The organism is Halalkalibacter alkalisediminis (genome assembly GCF_028610705.1).
GTDB lineage: Bacteria > Bacillota > Bacilli > Bacillales > Bacillaceae_D > Halalkalibacter > Halalkalibacter alkalisediminis.
This window is the reverse complement of the sequence record NZ_JAQQWT010000088.1, coordinates 1-3,471: the sequence shown is the minus strand read 5'-3', so window position 1 is coordinate 3,471 and position 3,471 is coordinate 1. Positions and strand designations below refer to the sequence as shown.

At 35.3% G+C, this 3,471-nt stretch carries 2 protein-coding genes and 1 pseudogene; all 3 read right to left on the bottom strand.

Going from position 1 to position 3,471, the window contains the following annotated elements; all coding sequences use genetic code 11:
* Nucleotides 1-75 precede the first annotated feature (75 nt).
* Nucleotides 76-195 (bottom strand): annotated as a pseudogene (locus PQ474_RS25775) (recombinase family protein); the annotation flags it as partial.
* 291 nt (nt 196-486) lie between these two features.
* Nucleotides 487-1,005: a hypothetical protein gene (locus tag PQ474_RS25770; protein ID WP_273848434.1), complete on the bottom strand. Its 519-nt coding sequence runs from the start codon at nt 1,003-1,005 to the stop codon at nt 487-489.
* Between the two features lie 669 nt (nt 1,006-1,674).
* Nucleotides 1,675-2,925, bottom strand: coding sequence for an IS4 family transposase (locus PQ474_RS25765; protein ID WP_273848433.1), 1,251 nt, complete (start codon nt 2,923-2,925; stop codon nt 1,675-1,677).
* Nucleotides 2,926-3,471 lie beyond the last annotated feature (546 nt).

Below are 3,471 nucleotides of genomic sequence, written 5' to 3'. Positions count from 1 at the left end.
GTCGTATTCAACATGATAAGTAGATTATAAGTTAATCCCCATCTCTATAATAGGTGGGGATTATTTGACGCTTACTTCTTTATCAATAAATATATCTCTTTCATTTACTCCCAAATCATTAACTTCCTTTAGTTGTCTTTCTAAATTTTGGTCTTTACTTGATACTCTTATGTAAGCAAAAGTTTTTTTACTCATATTGTTCACCGTTCCTTTAGGTTATTGTTAATTCTATTATAACCTATACGTTTATAAAGGTAAACTTCGTTTTATAAACGTTTATAAAATGATCCGATAATCTTTATAAACTAAAAAGACATACATTTTTGTATGTCTTTAAAGGTATACCTTTTAAAACTAAAATACCTGACTAATTTAGTAAAAGGTAATGTTTTTACCACTTGTTTCACTATAGCACCCGTTGAATAAGGAGTAGCACACTACAAAATGCTTAATTGTTGAAGATGAATTACAATAATTCCTCTTTATCTATTCATTAATGTCATAAACTAAAATATCAAATAACTCATCATTTGTGTAAAGTAAAAATGCCCATTCTCCTTTTTTTGGTAATGCTATATTAGAAGGCATGTGTGCATCTGCACCGTTATTTTCTCCAACAGCTTGTCTTGTCCAATAAGAATCTCCACCTGGTCCGTTATACAAAACTTGGTGAACCGTTTGTGTTTCTTTGTGAAAACCAACAACAGTTAACTCCACATTCTCAACACCCCATAGATGCCACATCCATTTTTGTCCATTTAAAGTTGGCATATCTGCACCAATAACACCAGATTTGTTTTCATTTCCTATAATTCTTCTATCTCCAAATTCAACAGCGTTCCTTTCCCAATCAATTTTAGTGAAATCACTTTCTTGAACAAACGAAGGTATATTTTCTGGTAAGAGAATATTTGTTTCTATTGTTTCCTCCGAACTACAAGCAACTACAACAAACAGCATACTGACTAACATTAAAAACAATGATTTTTTTTTCAATAATTTCATCTCCTAAAATTAATTTTTGTCAACCTAATAATGTAAATAATAGCACAAAAACCCATCCCTTTGTTCAAGTATTCTGCTCTTTACTTCAATAAGCAATAGAGCAATCCCTGTTTATTTAAGGATTGCATCCCTTTACTTTAAGAAGATATACCTTTCTTATGATTTAAAATCATATATATTCTTCTGAAAATAATAGGATAATAAATAAAATAGATGAAAATGCTTGTAAGAATCCTGGTTCACTATTCATAACGAAAGAATTATAATTTATTAGACCGAAAATTGCTGAAACTATTATGATAATTATAAGATGCTTAGGTATATTCCCTCCTGTTAAATTAACCTGCTCTTTAGCACACTTTTATTGAACAATCGCAACCCGTTAGTGCAACAACAGCAGTCTATTTACCTAAGCAATGATTGGAATATAGGCTATAAGAGGAATAAGAAGAATTAAACCTGCTATTACCAATTGCTCAACGCTAAATTTTTTAACTTTTCTTCAGTAGCATTGCATAAATAAATTCTACTAATGTCAAATCACTGTTTTTTAGTCAATTGTATAAGTCTGAATATTCAGATTTTGTGTTGTTCAGGTCAAAGTAAAAAAAGGACAACAGGCAAGTAAAACGGTAGTCCTTATCCACAATTTTACAATTATGCTTTTTCCTAGTTAAACAGTGGATCGTACGTCAAGTCGTCTAGATGGCTCACCTCACCTTCTGCGAATTGGTGCTCGATTACTCGAAACTCTTGTTCCCAATTCTGTTTTCGGCGTCCTGTTGAAAAGCGTGTTGGTTGCCTGAAAAGCGAACGAAGAAAGGCGTCAAAGCCTTTAAACAACAGGTTCTGTAGGGTTTTCTTTATCTCGAGTAAAGGACCATTGTGTTGCAGTTGCTCTTGTAAAAGCACTTGTAAACAGTACGTGATGAGCGCGACCCAGATTTGATTGCACACCGCATTCTCACTCTTTCCATAGAACGTTTTGAACGTGAGGTGTTGTTTCATCCACTTGAAAAAGGTCTCGATCTTCCAGCGATAGCGATACAAGTCACCGATTTCTTCGGCAGACAAATCAAAACAGTTCGTAACGATCATGACGACGTTTCCCTGACTATCGTGTATCTCGATTAAGCGCAAGGGATGGGTCATTCTTGTCCCATTTTGCGAGTGACCTAGAAACACTTCTTGGTCTTTCACAATAGGTGAACCTGCATGTGGAATTTGTTCGGATAGCACTTCAACCTGTGCGTTCTTCTTTAAACGAGTGATAAACCGAACATCGTGTAAACAGAGATGATCAAACTGTTTATAATCGATATAGCCACGGTCAAACAAGTGGATCGTATCCGAATCCATGTCAATGAGATCTCCCATTTGAGTGCGGTCTGCATGCTTAGCCGGTAAAAGAATTCCTTTATCAGGTAAGGTCAACTCTTTGGTAACCACGACTCGTAAATGAAGGCGAATCCCGGCTTTCGTTTTACGAAACGTCGCCCAAGGGTACTGACTTACACTCATGCTCATCGTTGTGGAATCGATCACGTGTAAGCGACCGATCTCGCGAATGATCGGCGATTGCTTCATCTTGGCTTGAATATTCAATACGAGATAATGAAAGATCTTTTCAAATAACGTTGGGGGAAAATCACCGAGTTTCCTTGAAAGCTGAGACGTGCTAATCGCATCAAACGCAAGTTGAACTTGAAGTTCTTCCCCATCTCTTAGCTTCTTTGACATTTGAGTTAAGCTTTTCGTTTCCTTCAATTGCGAAATGATCAGCAATTGAAGAAACTTATAGGCTGTTAGCTTTTTCACGTATTTATCAAGGTCTATCACGTTAATTAGATTGGAAAAAGTATGTTCATCAATGACTTTTAGTAGTTCATTTATTGTAGATTTTATGGTATTCTTGTCCATGGGTATGCTCCTTTTAATTGGGATTTGGACAGAACTACCAATCCTAATTATAAGGAGTTTTTTTGTGCCTTGAAACCATAAATTTCTACTTGAAACTACTTGACAAATTTTTAATAACTTTATGCAAAGCTAATGACTTTTCTTAGGTAAATGATTGTTGAGGTGAAATAGATAGGATAAATGACTCCAATAATTACTAAAATCCCCGTCAAAACATCTCTAGCACTTGTTGTCAGACTTACTATTATAGGTATTGCGAGCCATTGGAAAGCAACAAATACGATTATAGATAGCCAGAAGCCAAGAGGTAAGTACCTAACAAACATAAAACTCGCCCTTTATTGATATTAGACGAAGTTGATAAACTACGTTGCGTCTTTTTTATCGCTAAACTGTCCGTTCGTATTATAAGGTCATCCAGATAAGAAAATATTTCTGGTTGACCTTTTTTTATATGGTCTTATTATAGCAGTAGCCAGGGGTAAAACGTAACTGCCCGTGGGGCTTTGATCCCGTCAAGTAAACAGTTTGCCCCCTACTTGTAGA

Coding starts and splice junctions, on each gene's coding strand:
- PQ474_RS25770 (WP_273848434.1), bottom strand. CDS start 1,005: ATGAAATTATTGAAAAAAAAATCATTGTTTTTAATGTTAGTCAGTATG.
- PQ474_RS25765 (WP_273848433.1), bottom strand. CDS start 2,925: ATGGACAAGAATACCATAAAATCTACAATAAATGAACTACTAAAAGTC.